General features: G+C 48.0%; 22 protein-coding genes and 1 pseudogene. 4 read left to right on the top strand and 19 right to left on the bottom strand.

Annotated features, from left to right (window positions below; all coding sequences use genetic code 11):
• The 3 genes and pseudogenes from AZ66_RS31215 to AZ66_RS03565 all read right to left on the bottom strand — a co-directional run bounded on the left by AZ66_RS31215 (nucleotide 1) and on the right by AZ66_RS03565 (nucleotide 2,366).
• On the bottom strand, nucleotides 1-285 hold the full coding sequence (locus tag AZ66_RS31215) for a hypothetical protein (protein ID WP_156159886.1): 285 nt from the start codon (nucleotides 283-285) through the stop codon (nucleotides 1-3).
• A gap of 295 nt (nucleotides 286-580) precedes the next feature.
• Nucleotides 581-2,080, bottom strand: a complete 1,500-nt coding sequence (locus AZ66_RS03570; RefSeq protein WP_231586715.1) for a DEAD/DEAH box helicase — start codon at nucleotides 2,078-2,080, stop codon at nucleotides 581-583.
• A gap of 63 nt (nucleotides 2,081-2,143) precedes the next feature.
• Nucleotides 2,144-2,366: pseudogene (locus AZ66_RS03565) on the bottom strand (YwbE family protein).
• 175 nt (nucleotides 2,367-2,541) lie between these two features.
• Here AZ66_RS03565 and AZ66_RS03560 point away from each other — a divergent pair.
• From AZ66_RS03560 to AZ66_RS03550, 3 genes are all read left to right on the top strand, one after another.
• Nucleotides 2,542-3,030 carry a hypothetical protein gene (locus AZ66_RS03560; protein WP_021262289.1) on the top strand — a complete coding sequence of 163 codons (489 nt, stop codon included), beginning with the start codon at nucleotides 2,542-2,544 and terminating at the stop codon, nucleotides 3,028-3,030.
• Nucleotides 3,031-3,331: 301 nt separating this feature from the next.
• Nucleotides 3,332-3,520, top strand: coding sequence for a hypothetical protein (locus tag AZ66_RS03555; protein WP_044353609.1), 189 nt, complete (start codon nucleotides 3,332-3,334; stop codon nucleotides 3,518-3,520).
• A gap of 124 nt (nucleotides 3,521-3,644) precedes the next feature.
• Nucleotides 3,645-4,601 (top strand): cation diffusion facilitator family transporter, encoded by a 957-nt coding sequence (locus AZ66_RS03550; RefSeq protein WP_044353608.1) that lies wholly within the window; start codon nucleotides 3,645-3,647, stop codon nucleotides 4,599-4,601.
• A 97-nt stretch (nucleotides 4,602-4,698) separates the two neighbouring features.
• Here the strand turns inward: AZ66_RS03550 and AZ66_RS03545 are convergent, their stop codons facing one another.
• From AZ66_RS03545 to AZ66_RS03535, 3 genes are all read right to left on the bottom strand, one after another.
• On the bottom strand, nucleotides 4,699-6,633 hold the full coding sequence (locus tag AZ66_RS03545) for a M48 family metallopeptidase (RefSeq protein ID WP_044353606.1): 1,935 nt from the start codon (nucleotides 6,631-6,633) through the stop codon (nucleotides 4,699-4,701).
• Nucleotides 6,634-6,700: 67 nt separating this feature from the next.
• Nucleotides 6,701-6,991 (bottom strand): hypothetical protein, encoded by a 291-nt coding sequence (locus AZ66_RS03540; RefSeq protein ID WP_044353604.1) that lies wholly within the window; start codon nucleotides 6,989-6,991, stop codon nucleotides 6,701-6,703.
• A gap of 40 nt (nucleotides 6,992-7,031) precedes the next feature.
• The gene (locus tag AZ66_RS03535; RefSeq protein WP_052648367.1) at nucleotides 7,032-8,288 is read right to left on the bottom strand and encodes a lipase family protein; all 1,257 of its coding nucleotides are present in this window, start codon (nucleotides 8,286-8,288) and stop codon (nucleotides 7,032-7,034) included.
• 151 nt (nucleotides 8,289-8,439) lie between these two features.
• Here AZ66_RS03535 and AZ66_RS03530 point away from each other — a divergent pair, with 151 nt between their 5' ends.
• Nucleotides 8,440-8,700, top strand: a complete 261-nt coding sequence (locus AZ66_RS03530) for a hypothetical protein (RefSeq protein WP_156159885.1) — start codon at nucleotides 8,440-8,442, stop codon at nucleotides 8,698-8,700.
• A gap of 78 nt (nucleotides 8,701-8,778) precedes the next feature.
• Here the strand turns inward: AZ66_RS03530 and AZ66_RS03525 are convergent, their stop codons facing one another.
• The 13 genes from AZ66_RS03525 to AZ66_RS03465 all read right to left on the bottom strand — a co-directional run.
• Nucleotides 8,779-9,420, bottom strand: a complete 642-nt coding sequence (locus AZ66_RS03525; protein WP_021262296.1) for a hypothetical protein — start codon at nucleotides 9,418-9,420, stop codon at nucleotides 8,779-8,781.
• A gap of 317 nt (nucleotides 9,421-9,737) precedes the next feature.
• On the bottom strand, nucleotides 9,738-10,814 hold the full coding sequence (locus tag AZ66_RS03520) for a LacI family DNA-binding transcriptional regulator (RefSeq protein WP_044353602.1): 1,077 nt from the start codon (nucleotides 10,812-10,814) through the stop codon (nucleotides 9,738-9,740).
• Between the two features lie 113 nt (nucleotides 10,815-10,927).
• Nucleotides 10,928-14,002, bottom strand: coding sequence for a beta-galactosidase subunit alpha (ebgA, locus tag AZ66_RS03515; protein ID WP_156159884.1), 3,075 nt, complete (start codon nucleotides 14,000-14,002; stop codon nucleotides 10,928-10,930).
• A 326-nt stretch (nucleotides 14,003-14,328) separates the two neighbouring features.
• Nucleotides 14,329-14,904, bottom strand: coding sequence for a putative ABC transporter permease (locus AZ66_RS03510; protein WP_021262299.1), 576 nt, complete (start codon nucleotides 14,902-14,904; stop codon nucleotides 14,329-14,331).
• A 93-nt stretch (nucleotides 14,905-14,997) separates the two neighbouring features.
• Nucleotides 14,998-15,651: a hypothetical protein gene (locus AZ66_RS03505; RefSeq protein WP_052648366.1), complete on the bottom strand. Its 654-nt coding sequence runs from the start codon at nucleotides 15,649-15,651 to the stop codon at nucleotides 14,998-15,000.
• 271 nt (nucleotides 15,652-15,922) lie between these two features.
• Nucleotides 15,923-17,020: an AI-2E family transporter gene (locus AZ66_RS03500; RefSeq protein ID WP_044353601.1), complete on the bottom strand. Its 1,098-nt coding sequence runs from the start codon at nucleotides 17,018-17,020 to the stop codon at nucleotides 15,923-15,925.
• A 130-nt stretch (nucleotides 17,021-17,150) separates the two neighbouring features.
• The gene (locus AZ66_RS03495; protein ID WP_021262302.1) at nucleotides 17,151-17,549 is read right to left on the bottom strand and encodes a DoxX family protein; all 399 of its coding nucleotides are present in this window, start codon (nucleotides 17,547-17,549) and stop codon (nucleotides 17,151-17,153) included.
• Nucleotides 17,550-17,647: 98 nt separating this feature from the next.
• On the bottom strand, nucleotides 17,648-18,496 hold the full coding sequence (locus tag AZ66_RS03490; RefSeq protein ID WP_021262303.1) for a M56 family metallopeptidase: 849 nt from the start codon (nucleotides 18,494-18,496) through the stop codon (nucleotides 17,648-17,650).
• Between the two features lie 3 nt (nucleotides 18,497-18,499).
• Entirely contained in the window at nucleotides 18,500-18,913 is a 414-nt protein-coding gene (locus AZ66_RS03485) for a BlaI/MecI/CopY family transcriptional regulator (RefSeq protein ID WP_021262304.1), read from the bottom strand.
• Nucleotides 18,914-18,990: 77 nt separating this feature from the next.
• A complete protein-coding gene (cls, locus tag AZ66_RS03480) occupies nucleotides 18,991-20,442 on the bottom strand; it encodes a cardiolipin synthase (RefSeq protein ID WP_044353600.1) in 1,452 nt (483 codons plus the stop codon).
• A 74-nt stretch (nucleotides 20,443-20,516) separates the two neighbouring features.
• Nucleotides 20,517-21,782, bottom strand: coding sequence for a GerAB/ArcD/ProY family transporter (locus AZ66_RS03475; protein WP_052648365.1), 1,266 nt, complete (start codon nucleotides 21,780-21,782; stop codon nucleotides 20,517-20,519).
• A 55-nt stretch (nucleotides 21,783-21,837) separates the two neighbouring features.
• Nucleotides 21,838-22,056 carry a hypothetical protein gene (locus AZ66_RS03470; protein WP_044353599.1) on the bottom strand — a complete coding sequence of 73 codons (219 nt, stop codon included), beginning with the start codon at nucleotides 22,054-22,056 and terminating at the stop codon, nucleotides 21,838-21,840.
• A gap of 5 nt (nucleotides 22,057-22,061) precedes the next feature.
• The coding region (locus AZ66_RS03465) for a Ger(x)C family spore germination protein (RefSeq protein ID WP_044353598.1) at nucleotides 22,062-22,843 on the bottom strand (782 nt) is incomplete at its 5' end.

Genomic DNA, 22,843 nt, shown 5'->3' with positions numbered 1-22,843 from the left:
TTAGCCCCGTAAAAAAAACGTCCCCGATAAAATCAAGATTGGCTTATAACCAGTTGCACGATATTGAATATAAAGCAAATGCGAAGTCATGAAATCACCAAACATGTTCCATGCAATAAAGATCGGGAAAAAGGGAGTTACCCCCCATAGCGGCGTTGATGCATACGGTATGACCACAAGAGTGCTAACCAGCGCGACGAAGCCGATAACCAAGGCTATCCTTTTCTGTTTAGGCACAGTCGGTATACTAAATAAGCTTGTCAGTGGATCTCGTATGCGATGCATTGATGCTCTCAACCTTTCCGCCTATCACTTGTTTCAATCCGAATCATGTTGTGATTAGTAACATAGTATCATATATTTACAGGAAGACAGGATCAAATTCAAACAATTACAAGACATGAAGATACCTTAGCCCCAAGTAACTGCCACATTTGTGTCCTTTTTACTATATAACGAAATCAGCCTGCTATTGAAACAAAAGCAACTGTATCACCATGGGCAAAAGGGCTGCCCAATTCGAGACAGCCCTCCTATTATAACCGCCTTACACGATTATTGTATTTAAATGTAACATGCTCTATCGAGAACGACGTCCGCCGCCACGACCGGATGAACGACCTCCACCTTGGCTCGAACGGCCGCTGGATTGGCCACCAGACTTGCCGCGGCTCTCTTGGCGACCAGCGCCTTGGCTTGACTGCGAACGAGAACTACGGCCCTGGCCTCGTCCGTCGCACGCACTGCTGCGTCCTCCATGGCCTTCATTTCTCGCTTCACGCCGTCCGCTACGGCCACCCGCATCACTGCCTTGCTTGCCGCGAGCAGCACCGCGTCCACCTCGACCTGCACCTTGACCACGTGCATCCTTCGCGTCGCTTCGTGTTCCACGACTATTGCCGCGTCCGCCACGTCCGGAACTGCGTTCATTGTCTGACTTCTTGCCACGACCAGTCCGAACGTCGCCAGCATCCTCAGTGTGCTCCCCATCTTGATTACGACGCTCCAACTTCTGTCCGATGCCGCGCTCAATCAACTCAACAGCCATGCGATCTCTAGGCGATGCGAATGTGATAGCAATCCCTTGCGCACCTGCGCGGCCTGTACGGCCAATGCGGTGGATATAGCTCTCCGCATCCTGAGGGACATCATAGTTGAACACATGTGTAATACCCTCTACATCCAGCCCTCGTGCCGCAACATCCGTCGCGACAAGCAGTTGCATCTTCACCTTGCGAAAGCGTTCCATAACCTGTTCCCGCTTCGACTGCGACAAGTCGCCATGCAGTTCGTCCGAATCATAGCCCATTTCAAGCAATTCTTCATTCAGCTTGCTTGCTCTGCGTTTCGTCCGACAGAATATAATGGCTTGATAAGGGCGATGCTCATCAATAAGTTTGCACAGAGTCGCCTGCTTGGCGCGATCTGTCGTTTGCACGACAATCTGCTTCACATTCTTCACGGTAATACGCTCGCTCTGTACATGGATATCAATCGGACTGCGCATAAATCGCTCCGCCAAGCGTCTTACATTTACTGGCATAGTAGCAGAGAACAGCAGCGTCTGGCGATTCGTTGGAATCTGGCGAATAATTTCCTCCACTTCCCCTAAGAAGCCCATATGAAGCATTTGATCCGCCTCATCCAATACCAATGTCTTCACTTTCGACAGCGAGATTGTCCCGCGTCTCAGATGATCAAGCAATCGACCTGGCGTTCCGATGACAAGCTGACGGCCGCCCTGGAGCTTGCGCATTTGACGTTCTACATCTTGTCCACCGTATACGGCAAGCACGTTCACGCCTTTATAAGCCTCAATAAGCTTCTTCGCTTCTGCCGTAATTTGCAGAGCCAACTCCCGTGTAGGTGCAACAATCAATGCCTGAACATGTGTTGAACTTGCATCAATGCGTTGAATAATTGGCAGCAGGAAGGCTAGCGTCTTGCCTGTCCCCGTCTGCGCCTGTGATACAACATCTTCTCCTGACAGTACGACCGGAATCGTCTCAGCCTGAACCGGTGTTGGCACCGCAATTCCATGTTGATTCAATGTGTGCACCAATTGCTCCGTTACTCCCAATTGTGCGAATCCTCGTTGATTTAAGCCCGTCAGACAGGCCACCCCATTTCTGTATAATTCAATCTAGTCCCTATCTTGTGATGATGTATGGAAAATCGACTTCACTCTGCCTACTTGTCCATCCTGCAGGCGTACCTTGATGCCATGCGGATGAGATGGAGAATTCGTCAGAATATCCTTCACGATACCTCTTGTCGTCTTGCCCGTACGCTGATCCTGTTTTTAGCACAATATCCACCTCAAGACCAGCAAATATATGCTTTCGCTGTTGTCCATTCTGTTCCATGAAGACACTGCTCCTTGCTCATTCTATCCTTACCTGCTGACTTGCAGCAGAACCGACTACGCCAACATTTTCATGTATGTGTACGACAACGGTATCCACATATTATACACGGAAACGTCCCTATGGTATAATGGACCATCAAGATCGATTCCATCGTATAAATTCAGGAGGTAACATGCTGACGTTTGAACAGAAACTAGCGGTTATCGAATCGTTCCCAGAGCTTGAGCGTAATAATGTATCACTGGGACGAGTGAACTTCCACTATGAAGACAGCATTGTGGAGAAGAAGACTGTCGTCTATCACCTGCATCCGAACGGCAACGGATTCGTCTATGCCGGCTATGTATCGGGTTATGATACAGATGCCAAAGGCATGGTCAACATCCGTGAATACTCGGAAGAGGAGCTTCGCAAGCTCATTCGCGCCTCCATTGATTCCATGTCGCCTGCTTCACAGGGAGCTGACTTCGAGATGGAGGACACTGCTGAAGAGAGCAGCAGAGAGCGCTATATCAATGACAACAACGAGACACTATGGCTCGAGTATGACTTTGAGTTGTGGAACATCTATGCGGGCGAGAGCCTGGAAATGACATTCGAGACGCGCGAGGAAGCAGAGGAGTACTTGCAAGAGGAAGGCTTCTCACCTGCAAATTCATAGCAGCCAGCGAAGGGGGAAAGAAGTGCCGTACAGACTCAGGCAGCATCTTTCCCCTTACTTTATGATTTCTTGCATATTCAGCTTACTATATGCCTCCTTGCACTTCATGCAAATCCAACCATCACTACCGTACACACTCCACGCTTCATCTCTATATCAAACAGACAGGGGGAACGACGCTAACAAGCAAGCAATCTACTCGAACATATATAGTAGCAATTCGCAATCCCCATCAATCCTCCCGCCTGCTGCATGAGGCAGAGGCACAGGCACAGGGCGTCAGGGAGCGGATCGCATTCAAGTGCTCGACGTGAACGACCCGAATAGCATTGCCACCGCTGCACAATATATCCTTAGCACTTATGGCAGCGTGCGCCTTCTCGTGAACAATGCTGGATTTGCGATAGACGAAAATAAACAACTAGGAGCAGCCTATTCCCGCAATCGCCCCAACACGCCCGATACGTATGCGAGCAATTACAAGCAATAAGAATGAAAATCAATTCTATTATCCATAAAACGTTCATTTGAGAAATAAGCGAGGTATGGATACAATACATTATACTCATTACTAAATGAGAATCTTTTTACTTTAATAAAAAGGATGGTTCCTTATGACTCATCATGACTACCACCACCTCAACCATGTGAAGGAGCAAGTCACTTCGAAGCGTACATTGTGGATTACATTAGCCTTGACCCTATTCTTCACCATTGTTGAAATTGTGGGCGGGCTTCTGTCCAACTCACTTGCTCTCTTATCCGACTCTGCTCATATGATATCGGATGTTATCGCGTTAGGTCTCAGTATGACCGCCATTTACATGGCAACTCGGGAACCCAACCAGCGATATACGTTCGGCTATCTCCGATTCGAAATCATTGCATCCTTCCTGAATGGACTGGCTCTGATTGTGATTGCAATTGGAATCGTTGTCGAAGGTGTTAAGCGGATGGTTCATCCGCAAGATGTCGATCTGCGGCTGATGCTGATTATCGCTACGATCGGCTTAATCGTGAACATTGTCCTGACGCTCGTATTGAGTCATAGCATGAAGGAAGAGGACAACCTGAATGTAAAGAGTGCCTTGTGGCACTTTATCGGCGACTTACTTAGCTCTGTAGGTGTTATTGTATCGGCCATTCTCATCTATTTCACGGGACTGTACGTGTTGGATCCATTGATTAGTATGGTGATTGGGGCCATCATTTGCATTGGCGGCGCGAAAATCATTCGCGAATCCATCCTCATTTTAATGGAAGCTGTCCCTGCCAAATATGATCTAGAGGAAATACGCGCGGAAATGAACCAGGTGGAAGGGGTGGACGATGTGCATGAGCTTCATCTGTGGGCGGTATCTACCGATCACTATTCATTGACAGCGCATGTCTTCATCCGTGAAGATATTCAGCCATTCTGCGTCATTCTGGCTATCAATCATATGCTTAAGACGAAGTACGGCATTGAGCATACCACGATTCAAATTGAGCATCCTGCGATGCATGATCATGGTGAATATGGTAAAAAATTTTTGCAACAAGCGGGGAGCGCAGAAGCTAACCCAGTGTAAGAGATAATTCTCGCTAATATCCTTGTCGCCATAATGGAAAGCAGCCTGCCGAGTCACTGCTCAGCAAGCTGCTTTCTTTGTTAGGATAGAAGGAGCATCAACTAACTTCTTGCTTGTCTACATTACCTGCATGATAAATAAACGACCCAGGAATTGATTTCATTTGCTCGATCACACCATGATAGGCAGAATGATCAATCATGTATACATAGGCTCCTGGCAAATCCAATTCGTCTACACACTTATCAGTAAATGTGGAGAGCCATTCTGCCTCCTGTCCAGCAGCTTCCTGCGGTACATCAACGACTACCCCATATAGATACACCCCATGTTGATCCGGGTAATGTTCCAGCTGCTTCTGAACCAGGTAGGCTTCCTGGATGATGGGGATAGAAGCAAGCTTCTCTCTGGCATCCTTCAACTCTTGTCCACTAAGCCCATGATGGATATAGATATTGTCTTGAAAACTCAGATGCGTACGTTCCTCGATCGCATCCTTGTTCTCTTCCATCCATTCCATCGCGCGTTCCGCATAGAAGTCAGCTTGATCATATTGCCCCATGTGAACCAAATAATTGTATATCCAGCGACACATCTGATTCGTACGGAACATATCCAGCTTCATCACTCGTTCAAGCAGATTTATTCCGTCTTCATCCATCAGCTGCAAGCGAATGCGCCCTTCCTCTTGCAGCGATTCAATCTGGTTCACATACTCCTCATTGATATGCTCCAGAAGAGGAAGCGCCTCCTCGACGCCATACAGCAATTCCGTCGTATGCGCATAGCGGCACCCCTGCTCGAAGCTCAGCTTGCCTTGTTGCTGAAGCTCTTGTTTCAGCTCTCCATGTTCCGCCCGTACCGGCGCATACTCCTGGTATCGCTCCTGCCAGCTTGCTGCAATTTGCGCAATCCAGCGGTTGTCCACTTCTTCCAACAACACCTTGTACAAGCTGCCTAGAAAATGTTCTGCCGCTGTAGAGCCGCTTAACGATTCCCAAGAAGGAACATGAGGCGCATCAGAAGACTGCTGAATCGCCTGCAGCCGATCCGACAAGGATGGATGCGTATCCGTAAGTCCCGTTCTTTCTGCTAGTGCCGCCCGCCCCCATTGCCGCACCGTATGTTCTGGAAGTCCCTCTTTCAGGAACTGTTCCAACGATACGTTAATACGAGGAGGCTCCGATACACGCTGTGCAGCCCGATACTGCTTCGGCCAAAATACTTCCGACAAATAAGCGCCTAGCACATGAACCTTATACAGGGAGGAGGCCGTTACTTCAGCGCCAGCCAGCTGCACAGAGGCGCGGTCTGCACTATATTCGTTCGCCCGCCGCAGTACGAATGTATATGCGGAGTAGTAAGGATAGAACTTGTTAAAGAATTTCTTGAACAACCCTGTACCGAACTGATTTTTCTCCTCCAGCTTGCCTACAATCGTTCCCCATGTCTTCACGACCCGGTATACCCAGCCTGAGAACCGGCTGTCACCGCCAGACAGATGCCCAAGCTCATGCGCGATCGTCGAACGGAACTCTTCTGGCGTAGAGGCCATCATGTAAGGCAAGCCAACAATCAATATATTTTTGTGCCAACCGAACATACCTAAGCGCGGATGCTGCAGCATCGCAGCATTGAACTGTTCATCCACGATGATGCTGTCCACGCGGGGAGCCTTCAATTCACGTGCCATTTGATCGACCTCTGCATACAGCTCCGGCGCTTCTGAACGCAACAACACGCGTCCTTCCGGCTGCTCGAAGCGAATCCACAATGAACGTAAAATAATGAGCGCAAGCGGAATAAGAATAATGAACAGCTTCACTTCCCCTGCATTGACTCGTCCAGTGGAGACGGAATACCAGATGAGACCGCCTACTAAACCAAGCAGAATTGCTAAAATGAGATAAATATAGCTAAATCCAAGAACTGTTAATCCGAGTACGCGCAGCTTGTATCCTTGCGGAGAGCGCTTCGCGGACTTCTCTAGCCGTTCGATGAGAGCAGCGAACTTCTCGTAATCGACTTCCATTCTGTTATGCACCTGCTTCTTATGTAGTCAAACATGCGATATCTATCATGCTGCTGCGATCAACCGTTCACATCCAGCGCGCCGAAGCCGCAGACTGATCCGCACGTTCCATATCCTGAATATACCGGAGCAGCTCCTGCTGACGCTCTGTCAGGAAGCGCCTTCGCATGACAAGCTCTGATTGGAACTTGCTTAACCGCTGCTTCATCTCATCAGCAGAGACGCCAACCCAATCCTGAAGCCTCGCAAGCTGCTGCTGAACATACTGTTCATTGCGCTCCAGCAGCTCTGCCAACTGACCAATCTGCTTGTGCGCTTGGCGCAAATCATTCAATTCGACCAGGATACGGTCGTTCATCACATTCCCTCCTTTGCTCCTCAACCTTCCATTCATTCCATTAAGCTAAATCAGCTGTCTTGAACTCATTGGCCTTGCGATCAATATAGCCTGCAAGCTCCTGCACTGCTGTCGCATACCATTCCGTCATCTGCGTGAGCTCTTGCGTGGTATTCTCTGCTATCGATACGATGCGCTTGCTCTGGCTCGTATGAATCAACTTCGTAATACTGCCAACTGCCGAGCCCGCCTGATCATGGAATTGTCCAACATGCTGTTCCAACGTTCGCGCTACGCTGCTGAGCTCTTCCGGACGAAGTGCAATCAGCTTGCCTCCGCCTAGCGCCCCCAAGGCTCTGCCTAAGACAGCTTGAGCGAGCCCTCCGCCTAATGGCATCCCCGCAAGAAGGACGGAATCGCCTTCAAGCAGCGCACGCGGCGAAATCGTCAATCGTTCCCCTGTCGCCCGATTGATCAGCTCATTCTTGATATCGCCATCCTTATCGAACTTGTATTGATCCAAGGAATGAAAATTTTTATCGCCGGATATGGTATCAATAAACCGTTTGATTCGTCCCTTAATCCCCTTGTATTCGCTATTCGCGGTCTTAAAATCTTCGCCAAGATAATACGTTGAGCCCACATGACTATCATACTCTTTGAGCGGTCCCGCTCCTATCGAATCGCTCGGGTGCACATAATTGATAATTTTGTCGTCAAACTCTCCATTTTTGGCCTTTTCCGCTAATTTGTCAGGCAGCAGATTCGTTACACTTGGTGCACTGTACGTTACCGCACCAACACTATTTTTAGCGCCGGCATACTGCGCCAATCCGCCGCCAAGGGAGTGTCCGGTCAACGTAACCTCATATTCGGGGTACTCCTCCTTCACCTGCCTTACGAGCACATCGGCTTGCCGGAACTGATTATGCTTGTAGTCATGTACATCTTGCTCCATATTCTTCCTCGGGTCTAGGTACGAGAGAATTATATTTTCTCTGGAACTGAATCGTTCCTCCAAATCCTTCGCCTTACCGAGCACGACATCATTCAAATCCGTCTTGAAATCGGGCAGTGATCGATCAAGGCTAGATGACCCTTCTGTACCTCGAAATCCAACCACAACCTCCTTCGTATCCTTATTTCGATAAACCACCGCATCGAAGCCCGACTCTGAATCGTGGAGCTTCGCTCCCTTCGGTTCGACGATCTCCCAAGAGCCGTCCACCCCGTCATATACACCAGGTGGAACCTTATCATAAGCCGAACTCGACATCTTCCAATAATCTTCATCTGATATACGTCTTCTATTGGCCATACCATTCTCCTGTCTTTTCATTTTTTGGTATCTATCATACAATATTATAAAAATACTTCCTGTAAGAGTGAAGACGTTTATGCCAAAAAATGTCCGCTATACAGGTTTTTTGATTCTCATTTTTGCAATCTTAATAGGATGTGAAGCCGCTATGAAGCCTGAACAAGAACAAGCAGCCGTTCAACAAGCGATGGCAACTGGAACCGAATATTTTAAGAAAAAATACCATTTGGAGACAGAATGGACAGAGCATCAATTCCAACCTGAGAGCGCCTCCAGTCACATTGCACTATACGGACATGCAAAAGACAAACCCGGTGACAAAATTTACATTCTTATCAATTACAAGACGTTCGAAGTGATCAGTTCGGTGCACCCGAAGGAAGAAATTTCAGATAAAAATAAAAAGTAGATTCAATTTGAATCTACCTGCACCAATGCACAAAGAACCCTCATCATGAGGGTTCTTCCCTTATCAGTAAGCTCACGTTTATAACGCCACAGACATACCGCTCCATTCCAATTCCTCTTGGTAGACAGGCCGTACCAGATTTCGCAAATCACCCTTAAATACAAGTTCCAGCAGCTCGGAGCTGCGGAAATCATCGGGTTCAACAGCGGCCGCAGGCTTACCTACCACGTTCAGTCCGCATTCTTCGAATAACGTAGCGACGAATTGGGAACAGAAAAACGCCTTCTCCCGCTCAACCTGCAGCTTGAATGGAATGCCTAGCACGCCAAGCAAGTTATACGAATATTTAGCTTTATTGAACATCATGGTGATGATGCGGGCACGAATCATATGGTATTGAGCAGTATTAACCATACAGCGGTACATGGCGCATCTCGTCGGCTTACCGTCAGCACGCAATAGATCTCGCTCTACCTCTTCACGCATGAAGCCTGCCGTTAATGGATTTCGGGAAGGCTTCTGTCCAAAGCTATATACTTCCCGCAATGCCGGATCGAAGGCTACGGATACGTGATTTAGCGGTGCCTTAGTGTACATTCGAATGAGCTTAGAAAATAGTGTTCCTGTATCGGTCAGTACGATATAAATCGGATACCTCTTACCTTCACCCTGTTCTGTGCCCGTTCCCGCATTGATTGTGCTGTCCATCCATCCACCCATGCTACATTCGCCCCAATCTCTCTGTATTGATGTTAGTTCCATTTTATACATTGGTCATCTATTCCAATACATGCTGGCGACGGGTTCTGAACTGGACTTTCGTCGGGTGAGTGCATCCAACCTGCTATTGCCTCTCAGATTTACCTGATAAGCAACAACCACCCACTCCTTATTAGCGGATTCATCCACAATGTATGACCGCCCCTTCCATTATTCGTGCATATGCATTCCTAGATCCCTCCATGTACACAAAAGGAGCCTAATTCCTAAGAATTAGGCTCCTTCATCGTTCCGGATATACCATTGTGTTCTACATCTTAACGCAGTCTGGCAGCTGGTCCGCAGCTCTCCCGCACGATCAGCTCTGTCGGTATCATAACCTTCTTGCCAATGATCCGCTGCTTCTCCAGCCGCTCCATCATGAGCTCCAGCGCCGTATCCCCGATACAGTCACTATGCAGTCTTACTGTGGTAAGCGCAGGGGTCATGAATTGAGCAACCGCAATATCATTGAAGCCAACCACACTAATATCCTCCGGCACTCGCAAGCCACGCTCCTGTATGGCTCGAATCGCACCGATCGCCATAGAGTCATTCGCCGCAAGGACGGCGGTACAGCCGCGTACAGATGCAATTAGCTCCTTCGTCAAACGGTAGCCATCTTCGGCTGAGAAGGTTCCGACACGCACCAAGGATGAATCGAAGATTCCCGCTTCCTTCATCCACTTCTCATAGGCGACCTCGCGCCGATCCGCTGTTGAGGCTCCATCCAGCACGTCTCTTCCGCCGACATACGCAATTCGCTCATGTCCTAATGCACGAATATGCACCAGTGCCTGCTCTACAGCATCATGCAGATCGACCGTCACAATATCCGACTTGCGATCCCAATGGACATCATCCACATATACGATTGGAGAGGAGGAGCGCTGGAGTTCATGCAGCTGACCTGACCCAATCGGCCCAACCACGATGAACCCCGATGCAGCAGAAGCAGGAAGGGAGCGTTCTCCCTTCTTGCCTACCTCTACAAGCTGCACGCTTCGCTCCCGAGCTGCTTCTTCTATCGCAAGTCGCACCGTTAAATAATACGGATCATTCAGCTCCTCACTCTTGTCATATGTCATGACAATTCCGATCGTGTTCTGACTCGCCCTGATTTGCACAGGAGCAGGCGGTTCCGCTATCGGCACGGGCATCGAAGGCTCCGGCTCAGCCATTTCCATCGTCCGCTTCTTCCGCTTGTACTTGTTATAGCCGAGCTCTTCAGTCGTTTCCATAATGCGGCGCCGCGTCTCGTCTGATACCGACAATGTCTCATCGAAGTTCAGCACACGAGACACCGTGGATATCGACACACCAGCCCGCTCCGCAATTTGTTTCAGGGTAGCCATTTCGCCCTCCAATCGTTATGCGTCGCCAGCAATCCGTCATTCCGTCATTCTTTCATTTCCTTACGATTGTACTGTATTCTTGCCCAAAAGCATAGAGGAAAGCCTCGCGATTGCTAGTTGCGGCGCAGCGTTTCCTTCGCCTTCATCACATCAGAGATTTCCTTATTCGAATATACAGACAGCTTCAGATTCAACTCGAACGGCTCAAATCCATTGCGATATTGACTCAGCTGGCGCTGTCCGCAGGAATTCGATCCTAGACCATTCTGCTTCGTATCGAGATGCAGCACAATGTAATCCCGCTTCTTCAAATCAACCGTATGCTTGGCAGCATCCAAATCCTTAACTTCATAATAAGAAGCACTGAAGTCCATCTTCGGATACGCAACTGCCATGATCCCTACCCCATAACGATCCGCCAAGCGAACCCAGCGGCAGTCCGTATGATTGCCATTTTCCTGTGGGTGCACGTAATTCGTGAACATTTCATCCACCGTACGCTCATAGACGCCGAACTGATTTGCCTGCTTCGAATCTACATACGACTCTCCAGGACCTCTGCCATACCATTTGCCATTCTCACAAGCAGCACGTACACGAAGTTCCACACCAACGCGCGGAATCATCTCCGGCGCCTGATCCTTCACGCCACCCGGCTCGCCGCTCACATCGAGCAGCACATCGCCGTTCGGATAGATGTGATAATCATAGCGGGAACGGTAATGCCAAGCGGCGTTCGTCGTTCCATTCAAGACAGACACCGTCACACGGACAACATCGCCTTCCTGTGCATAGGTGACTCCTTCTACAATTTCATGTATCAAATGCATAAATGTCTTAGTTCGGTAATCATCCACGACATACATATCATTATCGATCGGCGCGCGCCAGAACTGCAGCTTCGGCCCCTCTTCCACAACCGTAGTGCCATGATGTGTCCATGAGGTCATGCGGCCCTTGACTGTATCGAAGCGAATGCTGAATTCTTCCCCGCGAACGATGAGCTCACAGTGTCCCTCTTCCATCGTAAGCGTGCCGCTCGGCTCGATGTACAGCATCTCACCAGCAATCGGGAGGAGGAATTGCGCAGTCGCCAATTCATGTCCTGCTTGTGCCCAGGCACAGTCACTCTTTAACGTATAAGAAAGATTCACATAATAATCCGTTCCCGGTTCAGGTGTGAAATCGAGCGAGTATCCCAACTCCACTTCCTTGCTTGTGCGCGCAGCGATGCCAGTTATGTCCGTTTCGCCTGTCTGCAAAATGCAGTTATCCTTCACAATTGAATAGCGCAGTGCCAATTGATCCAGCGATGCAAAGTCATACTTGTTGCTGACACGGATCAAGCCTCGCTGCAAATCAACCTCATGCGTATGAACAGGCTCAATAACCTTCTTATATTCCAGCAAACCCGGTGATGGAGTACGATCTGGCATGACAAGCCCGTCAATACAGAAGGCTCCATTCGTCGGATCGTCGCCGAAGTCTCCGCCATAGCGGTAATAGACGTGGCCCTGCTCATCAATCGTCTGGATGCCGTGATCACACCATTCCCAGACAAATCCGCCTTGCAGCTTATCATGTGCGTAGAATAAATCTTGATACTCCTGCATGTTGCCTGGGCCATTGCCCATCGCATGAGCGTACTCGCATAGAATATGCGGCTTCGTAGAGTTCTCAATAATATACTGCATCGTCTTCCGCTCCGGATGATCCAGCCACGTATACATGGTCGAGTACACGTCTGCAATATCCGTATCCCTGTCCCCTTCATAGTGAACAAGGCGTGTCGGATCCATTTCCTTCGCGCGGAGACCCATCGCTCTGAAATTGCGGCCATAGCCTGATTCGTTGCCAAGGGACCACATAATAATACAAGGGCGGTTCTTATCCCGCTCAATCATGCGCTCGATACGATCGACGTATGCTTTCTCCCATGCCGGATCATCTGTAATCCAATTGAAGTTGCCCGTTAGTTCGAAACCATGGCACTCCAAGTCCGTCTCATCGATCACATACATGCCATACACATCACACAGTTCATACAAGCAAGGCGAATTCGGATAATGAGCCGTACGAATCGCATTAATATTGTGCTGCTTCATGAGGCGGATATCCTTCTCGATATCATCGCGCGATACCACTCGTCCTGTAATCGGATGCGCATCATGACGGTTAACACCCTTCAGCTTAATGGCAACCCCATTGACGGTGAATGTGTCCCCCTTCAATTCAACGGTACGGAAGCCCACCTGCTGTGGAATGACCTCAATGACCTCATCCCAGTCTGTTAAGGTGAAGAGAAGGGTATATAAATACGGCGTCTCCGCACTCCATAACTTCGGAGCTGCAATTGGGACAGCAGTCGCGACGCGTTCGCCCGCAGGCATATCGCCGCAGGCTACCCGTTGTCCAGCTGCATTAAGCAGCTCGTAAGACAGCGTGTGTCCCTGCTTCGCACCGCGGATATCGGCGCTCAGGCGCAGGATCGCATTCGTATAAGCAGAATCCAGCTCTGTAACCACTGTAAAGTCTTCAATCCCCGCAAGCGGCTGGGCATACAATTCAACATCACGGAATATACCGCTCAGCCACCACATGTCCTGATCTTCAATGTACGTTCCATCCGACCATTGATACACGCGGACACACACTTCATTCTGCCCTGCTTCTACATAGCTTGTAATATCAAATTCACTCAGCAGTCTTGCACCCTTGCTGTAACCGACTTCCTGCCCGTTCACCCATACATGGAATGCGGAGTCAACGCCATGGAATCGTAAAATTACCTGCTGATTGTCCAGCCATTGCGGGCTAATCGCAAAGCTCCGCTTATATATCCCTGTCGGGTTGTCTGTCGGCACATAAGGCGGATTAATCGGGAAGTTGTACCATAGATCCGAGTAATGCATATTGCCATAACCCTCAAGCTGCCAGTTGCTCGGCACCGTAATGTCGTCCCAGTTCGAGCAATCAAATGATGGCTGCTCGAATCCCGGCGGCGAATACTCAGGCGCTTCCAAATAAGCGAACTTCCATGTTCCATTCAAGCTCTTCCATTGATGTGTATACTTCGGCTCGTCCAGCAAGGCTAGTTGTCGATTCGGATAGGAGCGGAAGTACGCCCTCCCCTTCATACGGTTACAATTTGTAACACTAACATTTTCCCACTGCTTCATTACACGCATAGTACGGCCTCCTGCCCACGGGGATTCCTCACACGAACGACGTCCATTTCCATCCGTTTCACCATTCGTTCCGTCTGAGATATTGGATGATTCACATCCTCACTTTCTAATAAAATTTTACCTGACCTTAGTAAAATCCACAATTGTTTTAGTAAAATAATTTACTGCCTTTATATTTTTTTACTAACTTTCACGCGAACCTAGTAAAACTTTTAGTAAATACATGTTTTGCCTGGAAAATGGGTAATATCAACAAAAAGAAGAGCGAAGACGACTTATCTCCGCTCTTACAATCTCGCTTTTATTATTTTTTGCCTAAATTTTACTCAACTTCGACTGCTTTCCATCAACTTCCCCTCACGTCTTCGCGACCATATGGTCCACGCCATATCCACCCAGAAGTAGATCACGAACATCGGGCATGCCATATTCCAGATTGCTGAAATTTGCACGTAGCCAGCCTCTAGCAAGGGATGCAGTCCGTACACGACTGCTAGCGATAAGAACATCCAGCATAGTGAAAAGGACAGACAAACATGGCCTTGAAGCTGTATCCGATATGAAGAATAGTCCCACCATTTGCGGTAAAATACCTTCTCCAGCATTAAGCCGCTCACATATTCAACAGCCGTCGGAATGACGAAGCTCAGCAGCAGAATGAGGCCCCAATTGCCCCCTTTTTCGACATAAGGAAGCAAGAGAAGAGGGGCAACTCCATACATAGGTTTGAATGGCCCTTGCAGGAAGCCCTCCTTCCAGAAACGGCCCGTTGTTAACTTGCTGTATATGTTCTCAAGCAGCCACCCTCCGAACGAGTAGACCATAAAATAAAAAACGGCAGCCAATGCATCATTGGCTGCCGCTCCTGTAACTTGCAGCGGAATCGGTACATGTTCCACCATAACGCATAACCTCCTTATGCCTGCATCAGCGGCATATCTCAAGCTACACGTAGTATGGTTGTATTCCGCACCACTTATTCCCTGTTGTCTCGATTATTCAACGATAATAAGGCTAGCGTGCGACTGTCCTGGAAGGGAGAAAGTCATTGCCAGAGAGTGGAATGCCTTCACTTTCTGCCCTTCCTTCAAATCCGCCAATTTCAAAGCTACACCTTGCTTGTCCATAATGTATGTTTCTTTCGAGATATTCAAAACGACGTCATTATTGATATTGCCATCATTATCAACATCGACATGAACACGACCATTTACATCGCCTTCTGTCTTCGTTACGCTAAGCACGTTGCCTTCCTTAGCCGTTGTTTCACCTTTGACAACAATTTTCTCGGCTCCGACTGTTCCCGGGAAGGTCATGAGCATAATCGGTCCAAATTGAACCTCAACAATTACGCCCTCTTTCAAGGCATCTTTGCTGAGCGTCTGTCCCTTCTCGTTCACGATAACCGTGTTGTCTTGTACATTAATATGCAAATATTGTTGACCACGGAGAACAAATTTACTTCCGTTCCCCGACTCAATAATTCCTTGTGATGTCACATGTTCTTCTGGCAATGTCGAGCCCTCCTCTACAGGGTGAGACGATACGACATGACCTTGAATGGTCTCAGCAGCTACTGCTCCAGCGAATGGTACGCTAAGTACCGCCATAATTGATGCAATTGCCAAGCCTTTGTTCCATTTTTTCATTTTAAATTCCTCCTCTAATCTCATGTTGTTAGGGCACACCTATGTACCTACTTCTTGATGCCTTACGATTATTCGGTTTGTCTTCATAGACGGAGGAAGTATGCATAATGTTGCATAAAAAATAATTTGAATATGTATTCAATCATATATGTGTCTTGCTCATGTTCAGTCCTGCCCTCACTAGATGTGCCGCTAACATATAAAAAGGTGCCAGAGGGAGAGCAAACGCCCCCTCTTTGGCACCTTATTCCTTATTATCTGTTCGTTCTTACTACTCACCAATACGACGTTGAATAAATGAATCTACCGCCGTCTTAATCACTGCGACAACCGGGACGGCAATGAACATGCCCAAGATGCCGAACATAGCGCCTCCAATAATAATCGCAAAAATAATCCAAATGGGACCTATGCCCACTTTATTACCCACTATTTTCGGACCGATATAATAACCGTCGAACTGTTGGACGATGAAAATAAACAACGTAATCCATAGCGTCTGTTCTGGTGATACAAACAACGTAATGATACCGACGAACAACATCCCCATAAATGGGCCGAAGTACGGGATCACATTCGTTACGGCCACGAGCAAAGCGGACAACAGCGCATATGGTGCTTGAATAATAAGGAGTCCAACGAACACGATGCTGCCTACGACCGTTGCATCCAAAATGACCCCTACAAAATATTGCGAGAAAATCATGTCCATTTTTCTCACGAAATCAATGACGCCTTCAGCCCGTTCCTTCTTAAGCAGGCCGTGCAAAGTGTGCTTCGCGCCTGTCCCGATCTTCTCCTTGTCCTTCAACAAGTAGATCGAGACGATAAAGCCGATAACGAGATTCAGCAGCGCAGACGTAAAGGTAAACAAGCTGGACAGCAAATTGTTCAGCATCAGCTTCAAGAAGTCGCTAATTTGACTGGAGACGGAGCTGAAATGCTCGCTAATGCTGCTCGAGATTCCGGATTGAATGAACCATTCCTTACTCATGACATTGGCCTGCAGCCATATCTTCGTACTCTCCATATAGATCGGCATATCAGCCAGCAATGTGCTTACACTCTCTATAACCCGCGGTGTAATGACCGTAATTAGCAGCACAATAATGCCAAAAAACAAGGTATACACGGCTATAATACTAATAAATCGCTTCGATTTTGTCCTAGCCAACAGCCTCTTCTCCAATAGATTGACAAGTGGGCGAAGAAGGTAGGCAATAAAACAAGCGATAAAAAACGGTGTAAGCATAGACAATAGGGCTATGACTCCCTTGAGCACATAACCGATATTATCGATGAGCTTGTACACTATCACTGCAATGGTGAATAGCCCCAAGTAGCGCAGTGTTCTTCGATTCTTAAGCATGGCATCCCCCTGATTGCTAATTCGTACACGTATAACTTAGTATAGCGATTTTCTCAAGAAATGAAATAAATATGAAAAAAAGCATTCTCCCATCGACATCATTGATGAGAGAATGCTTCTTATTTCGGTCTTATTGAGTTACCTTGCTGCGGCGGAACAATACGCGGTCAAGAGAGTAGTCCGCGCCTCCGCTTACTACTAAGTACAACGACATAGCTGCAAGCGCAATATCCAATTCATAGCCGCCTACGAAGCCCATTTGCAGCTTCACCGTGAAGATAGCCATAAGCATAATGACGGTAAACGCCGCCCCAATCCATCTTGTACCCAGACCAACGATGAGCAGAAGGCCTCCAATCAATTCAACAGCCGCGACAACGTATCCCATGAATCCCGGAATACCCAGACTTTCAAAGAAGCCTGCTGTATTGTCGAGACCCCCTTGGAACTTCTCCAGGCCGTGAATGAAGAAAATAATCCCTAACGCAAGCCTGATGAACAATGTACCTAATCCTTGATTTACTGACATAATAAAACGCCTCCTATTTAACATAATATGTGTTAGTATGGTTAATTCATGAATCTTTGATTAAAACTACGCATTGTAGTGTAAAACTCTAAAAAAAATTAAGGCATAGCAGCAAAGAACAATAAACATAATGCAAGCAATACTTGCAGTGACACAATAGCCGGCGTAAACGGCAGCTTCATCGGAATATCTGTATCTGGCTCCAACAGCTGACGAATCCGGTAATTAATCGATGTATCTGCGAATGAGACATACGCAAATGGCATGCGCGGCGCCTTGCCTTGCTTCAACATCTTGAGCAGTGCGCTCCCTAAGTGTGCCGATGTTCCAAGACGTCCAATGGCGTAATGATCGGCCAGTACTTCACGGATGATGTTATACTGCTGCTTCGACCATCTCATAATCGGCATATACCACATGACCGAAGCGAGAAGAGACAGAATGAACATCCGCAATGGATCTCGGTGCATCTGATGGAAAGCCTCATGATGGACAACAGCTTCCAGCTCATCGTCATCAAGCATTTCCATTAAGCCAGTCGATACGACCACGATTGGCAACCATAGCCCCATCGTGAAGGCGATCGGGGAAGCATGCTCGACAATCATCATTCGCTGCTTGCCTTCATAGAACCGACTATTCATCTGAAGCGTCAGCTCCTGACTGCGATACGCATGCAGCTTCCAGTATGCTTTGCGAGACAGCCACATCTGCCGGATGAACAGGATCAGCACGCTAATAAGCGTACAGAACACATAGGCATCAAGCACGTACACGAACTTGGACAATCCGTAGTTCTGCATGAGCGTGGAGCACGCCTCGACGAGATTGAAGTGCAGTTCCCATCCGGCAAGCACCTTCATCGCATATAGTACCATTTGACAGAACAACACGGCTGCAATTAGAAGCATCGAACTGAAAATGAACGTAGATCGATTTTTCCACATTGTCTATTTATCCTTTTTCAATTGCTTGATTTTTTGTTCCAACTTGTCCAGCAGTCCCTCATCTACATCCTCCAAGGCATCCAACATGTGATTCACGACAAGCGGACCGAATTCATCCATCAGCTCATGCGTTAATTCCTTGGACTGTGTATCGAGGAAGGCATCCCGACACAATACTGGGCGGAATAAGGAAGAACGCCCCTCCGTACGCTTGACCAGGATTCCCTTATCCACGAGTCGGTTCATGACCGTCATGACTGTGTTGAAGTTGACGCACTTCTCTGCCTCAAGCTTCTTCTGCACGTCCTTAATCGTCATTTCAGAACCTTCCCACAGGACAGACATAACCTTGGCCTCCAGCGGCCCGAAGAACCGGTTCAATCCACTCTCGTGGAATTTGAAGTTATGAATTTTCATCGTGGAATTCCTCCCACTACAAATTGTAGTGTGATCGCAATTCGATGTCAAGTATGTCCATAATTAGGTATTGCACATTATAATATCGGCGACACCAGCCGTGCGATGGATTCTACAAATCGGTGACGGATTGACCGCTTCTGGTACGTATCCCAATTTAACGCGATAGACTCCTTCATATCCTGCTCGAACAACTTGTCGAGCTCTCCCGCTACCGCTTTGTCATAGAGGAAGGCATTAACTTCGAAGTTCAAGCTGAAGCTGCGATGATCCAGATTCGCCGTACCCACCGTAGCAGCCCATCCATCTACAACCATCGTCTTGGCATGCAGGAAGCCCTTCTCATACCAATAGCACTTGGCACCAGCACGAAGCAATTCACCCAAATATGCATTTGATGCCCATTGCACCAACTGACTGTCTCCCTTCTTCGGAATCATGATGCGCACATCAACCCCAGATTGTACGGCAACCTTTAACGCGATGAGCACACTATCATCTGGCACGAGATACGGTGTCTGTACATAGATGCGATCCTTGGCCTCAAATATTAGCTTAAGCAGCCCATTTCGTATTTGCTGCTTATCCGAATCCGGCCCGCTGGCAACAATTTGGACAGCAGTAGTCCCGGTGTGAACGGGTGCAGGGAAGTAATGCTCATTAAAGGCAAGATACTGTTCAGACGCAATGGACCAATCGAGCAGGAATTGCCCTTGAAGCCGATGAACAGCCCCTCCTTGCAGTTCAAGATGAGTATCACGCCAATGTCCAATCTTCGGATCGAGTCCGACGTACTCATCACCGATATTAAATCCGCCAACAAACCCAACCTTGCCATCCATAACCGCGATTTTTCGGTGATTGCGATAGTTGACACGCAAATTAAGATACGGGATCCGCGATGGAAAGAAGCGGTATACTTCTCCACCTGCTTCACGCAGAGCTGCAAGATCCCTATCCTTCAAGGCAGGCGATCCAATATCGTCATACAGCAGCCTTACCTCGACACCATTCGCAGCGCGCTCCATCAAAGCGTCAATGATTCTGCGACCGGTCGCATCCCCCGCAAGCTTGTAATACAGCAAATGGACATGATCTTCAGCATTCTGAATTCGCTCAACAAGCCGATCCATCATCTCATCCCCGTCCGCAATGACATTCACCTTGTTGTCCTGTGTTAAGGGAGAGTAGCTGCTTACCAAGTTCATATAAATAAGCGGTTCATAGTACTTCAAGCCATCATCCTGATATTCGAAGGCGCCCTCCTGAATTCGCCGTACTTGAGCAGCAATCTCATCTCGAACAAGACGTTCATTCCGAGGCTTGATCCGATAGACCTTCCGTCGAGCCAGATTCTGACCGAACAAAATATAGAATAAGAATCCGATGAATGGGAGCAGCAAGAGAAGCATTAACCATGCCCACGTTCCCCCTACATTGCGTCTCTCTAGAAAAATAACAATTGCCGCAAATAGTAGATTAATAATCGGTATCCATATCGCCGCCAACTCCAATAGATGTGTCCACATAGATAAGCCGCTCCTGTTTCTTAAGATGACTCCATTGTACCATGAGAGAGGTGCATGCTCAGTCATTCATGTACTTAGCGTTCAGGAGGAGATGTTCGTCCACTGCTTGGCCGAAGAACAGCAGGAGCAACATCCATGGGCACATCACTTCCGCCTCCTCTATCCGGGGAGGTAGATTCATCCGTTGTCGCAAACCTTTGTTCTTTGCATGATTCATTCTGCGGAGCATCCTCTTCTGGACGCGTCTTCGCCTGAGCGTTGGATCGGTACATATCGACTAACAGCAGGAGCAAGGGTAGGACAAGCCCGGGCAGAAGCGCATAAGTCGCCCAATGATCGAGCAGCTTGCTCAGATAGGACGAATTCGGGATGAATAAGATCGACCAACTGACCGTGATCATCCCTAGCGGAATAATGAGGAAGCGGTATTCAGCTAACTTCAAGGATTGGGCGAGACCGACCGCAGTCGCATACAGAAGCAGCGCCATTCGGAAATAGGTCGTCAAAAACCAAATGACCGCCATCACCGCCTCGATCCGCTCCAAGAAATTACCGAGGCTGATTTTTTTGGCCAGCGCATAAGTGGGATACATATGCCTCGCCGTACTCTCGGCTCCAAGGGCCAATATAGACAATAACGTTGTAATAATAAGGAACGCCCCGCCAATTATACATCCCCATAGCAAAGCATTTGCCACTTTGCCTTGGTTCTTAACTGAAGGAAGAATAAGCAGTAAGATGGCCATGTCGAGGAAAGGGAAGCAGAAGAAGGTCAATCCCCCGCGAATGACCGGCACAAATCCACGTTCGAGAACCGGCAAGAACTGTTTCACTTCAACTTGCGGCATTACAAACAAAATAAAGCAAATAAATAGAAGCAGCACCCATGGGAAAAATATTTCGGCTCCTCGCGCAAACACTTCAATTCCAAGATAGGCACCGAAAATGATGATGAACATAAAGACAATATGAGTCGCCACAGCCGGTGTCTCTGGCATAATTTGCATCGTTATGAAGTCGCCGATATCCCGCAGGGTAAGCGCCGCTGTAGTAAGTGCAAATCCGATAATGAAGCAGAGTGAAACTGCCTTGCCGAGCACCTTGCCAAGAATCAACTCACAATATTCTGCTATCGATTGCCCCGGGTATCTTCGGCATAGGGCGGAGTACAGGGGGATGACGAGCAGGCCGAGCCCTAAGGATAATAGAGCGGACAGCCACCCATCCTGCCGAGCTTCTTCCGCTAGGCTCGATGGGATAATCAAGATCGCACTTCCGATAATAAATAGTGCCGTCAAGATTGTCAGCTGACGAATACTTATGATGGATTGATCCTTCATCCGCCCTATCACCTCCCTTGATGCAGTATCTCACTAGCTAGCTTGTCGTTTTTTACTACAGAAATTCCCTCAAAGGCTTAAACATCATCATTATCCAATCCATAGGATTCGGTATCTTCATTTTCATCCCGAGGGTTATACCAAACCCAGCAGCGATGAGCAGCATGATCAACAGCATCCAGCGTTCCTTGGATAATTGCTGCCGCTTCATACGAGAGGATTCAGACAGGAAGGTGATCGCCGCAATTACAATTGAGCCAATACTTATCCACATCCCCCTTAATCCTTTACGTCACGTAAGAATGAGTTGCCAATTGTCCCTGTCCGTACGATTTTCAGATCCACTTGAATGTGGACAGGTAGCTCCTTGAACAGTTCAGCCCACCGTTCCTTATGCTGATTCCAGTAGCCCGGATATGCCCGGTGGACAGCTTCTCCAAATCCGAATATATCTGCACTTACTGCCTGCGCTCGCTGCAGTGATTTGGTTGATTGGTTAATCATCACTTGTTCTGCCGCCTTCTCCAATTGATCAAGAGTAGACTGCTTGCTTGTATCGATATTGCATTCAACATCTGCAACATTAGCCTCTGTTCGTATGATGACATTGATTTCTGGTCTATTATTTACAACCTTCGCCTTCACCTTGGTCTTGGAGCGCATGACCTCCACCCCCGCCTTCCCCCCAGACTTGCAAGGAACTTGAACGTAGGTGTTCTGCAAATTATCCGTCAAGTTGCTGTATCCCTTGCTCTCCGCCTCATTCATCCACCCCACGAGTCTGTCTCCCTTGAAGATGGCTATGCCTGAATACTTTAATAGCGCCTGGGTCTCGATTAGCTCCACGTTCTCCTTCTTCTGCCCTGCCTCACTATCCCCTTGAATCAATATGCCTGTCAGCACTGCGTCCTTTCCGTAACTCGTTAAATTGGTTATCAAATCATCTAACCGAACACCCACTGTCGGTGCCCACGTCTTATCCGATACCTCTAGTGACTTATACATTTTATTGGCAGGTATTTTATCTAGTGGTGTATAGAAATTCAATATGTCTCTCGCCG

It is taken from the genome of Paenibacillus sp. E194 (genome assembly GCF_000935845.1).
In the GTDB taxonomy this organism is placed as follows: domain Bacteria; phylum Bacillota; class Bacilli; order Paenibacillales; family Paenibacillaceae; genus Paenibacillus_B; species Paenibacillus_B alvei_B.
This window is presented reverse-complemented; position numbering and strand designations above follow the sequence as displayed.